Source organism: Vibrio makurazakiensis (assembly GCF_050337375.1).
Taxonomy (GTDB): domain Bacteria; phylum Pseudomonadota; class Gammaproteobacteria; order Enterobacterales; family Vibrionaceae; genus Vibrio; species Vibrio makurazakiensis.
Map to the genome: position 1 here is coordinate 1 of NZ_JAKJSW010000360.1, position 2,644 is coordinate 2,644.

General features: G+C 37.1%; 1 protein-coding gene. It reads right to left on the reverse strand.

The genetic code is table 11. The features are described 5' to 3' along the window. Nucleotides 1–85 precede the first annotated feature (85 nt). Nucleotides 86–2,608 (reverse strand): DUF8727 domain-containing protein, encoded by a 2,523-nt coding sequence (locus tag L4C33_RS21355; protein WP_428814400.1) that lies wholly within the window; start codon nt 2,606–2,608, stop codon nt 86–88. Nucleotides 2,609–2,644 lie beyond the last annotated feature (36 nt).

Consider the following 2,644-nt stretch of genomic DNA (forward strand, 5'->3'; position numbering starts at 1 on the left):
GTCTCTTTTATCGAGATGTCATCATGTTTGAAAAGGTTGTAGGCCTCTTCATTATTTTTATCTGACGCAATCAATTTCCATTCAATCATATATTCAAACCGTATGTGAACATGTTTTGATTTCCAACCTCAAAAATACGACGAAGCATCTTTTGAGTTTTTTCCATTTCATCAGGAATATTATCAATCAAAAGTGACAAACGTTTACCAAAATTTTGACCATATCCATTCAACAATGGAAGTACATGTTGACTTACAGCAAAGTCCAAAGCGGTATACCTACTATCGATATACATAGACGAAGTAACATTATGATATGAACGAATGGCTTTAACTTTCCTAAATGAAATATTAACCGGTGCACCTAGCTCAGGGTTATCATCACGTAAAGTATCAATAATGAGTTTAAGAGTGCGATCAATATCTTGAGGTAACTCCATCGAACGCGGAGTGAACAAGTCGACAAACTTCTTCCCTGAAATAGGTTTAACATCAAGAGTATAATCGCTTGCCACTGAGTTGATTGCTAAATCATATGCCGGCTCAAAATCATCGAAATTTATAATGGCCGATCTATCTAGCATTCTCGGCGTTAATGATTGAACCGATTCATCGTTATTGATAGTACCTAAAAAGCGTAAATAGTTAGGTACAGTGAGATAGGGCTTATTATGATCTCCAGTAGTAATAATTCTTTTTGATTCTGGGTCTGACATTTCCAAAAATGGACTGAAGTAGTGCTCAGGTTGACTAAGGTTAAATTCATCCAATAGACAAATTGCCGGAGCTGCAGCGATATCACTCTTCTGCTCGGAATCCAAATGCTTCAATAGCTCATAAAGACCTGTGGCAGAAGAATTGAAAGAGCATGATAGTGCATTATAGAATCCTAGGACGTCTCTCGAACTCGTCCAGCCGCGAGCAACGGGTATATTGAGTAATCGCTTGTCTAATCCCAAACTACTACCAAGCAGTTTAGCTAATGAAGTCTTACCAGTGCCCGGTCTACCAGAAAATAATGTAAATTGTGATTGTGCAACGGTAGTCAAAATATTTGCTACAGTGTTGTAATCAGTCTTTCYTCCCTGTTGGCTCAGTGCTTCTTCAACACTTTTGATAAGATTATCTCTTACTTCGTCATCACTTTTAGATGTATCAAAACTTTTTGTCTCGACATGATAATCAATTAGTCTGACTTGGGGTTTTGCGGCGATACCTGAAAGGGCATCTACATCAGGTTTAAGCTCTAATAATCGCTTAGTAAGCTGGTCATTTGATTTACGTAATTTAGCTGACACTTCATCTACTTGAAGGTCTATTTCAGTTTTTCTAGTTTGAGCTCGTTCTTTATCGCGGTCTAAGTCTTTAATTTCTTGCTGAATAGCTTCTAATGTACTGTAGCGACTATGTTTTTGTTCTAAAGTAGCAACGTTTGTTGACAAATTATCGAGCTCTAATCTTTTTTCTTCAATTAGTAATTCCAATTTGTCTTTTGCTTGCTTTGATAGTGCGTCGAAAGATGCAGTAGACTCTGCGCTTAACTCCATCTCTTCTCGTTCACGCTGTGATTTTCTAATATCAGCAACAACCTTGTCTTTCTTGTCTTCTAGTTCCTTGAGATCCGATATTAGTTGCTCATGTTCAAGATCTAGCTTCTTAAGAAATGATTGTTTTTCTGATTGGAAAAATTCGTCTTTGTTAGAGTCAATATAGTTCTTCAGTACATTGGCACCAGTGTCCGTATTTAAGAAGTTATCAACTAAATCTTTGCGGGTGCCTTCCCAAGAGTTAGCTGTCTCTAACGCTTCAAACAATCGTTTGAAACGATCAGGGAACCTTCTTTGATCTACACTCGATGCAAATGACTTTCTAATCTGAGCGATTGTTCCTTTGTTAAAAGATCTAATCTCTGAATTTTGGGCAATTTTGGAGCCATAAGTTGAGATAATTTGATCATCTGTAATAAAGTCTATTGTTTCTGCATGTTCAAAACATTTTTTCACGTTACCCAGTAAAATTGGTAAGTTCTCTTTTTCATATAGAGCATGTATGCACTGTTGGGAACCAACTTTCCCTATATGATATTGAGGAGTATTATCCAAAGGCGTCGATATAGCTTTAAGGTGTAGTACTCTACGATTTGTAAGCTCATCTACCTCCTCTGTATAATCAAACGGACCGTACAAAAAATCATTGTCTCTAAGCAGGATAGTTTTAGTTAATGGCTTTTTACTTGATACAAAGTTCGGGTTAGATATCGGCGGTAAAGGAGTATCGAATATTTCACAACAAACTAAACCTTTTAATTCGTTACATGAACCCATCCGGGTAACATAGCGACAGTCACCCTCACGACCTTCATAGTTAGAAGGTATACATGTCGCGACAAATAATCGGTCGCCAAATTTTTCTTTCAGCTCAGAAAATTGACCTGTCACAAAAACCATTTCAGTGTCACAAAAATACTCAGTCCCATTAATTGGGACAACATCATTTGAAGGAAGGATTTCATAGAAGGCTCTGAGCTTGCCGACATCACTTTCAGAATTACCATAACCCCTTTCGACAGCACAAATTATCTTTCTTTCAGCATTTCTATCAGTATTCATGTGGTTCTCTATTATTTTGTATTATGTATATGTGTG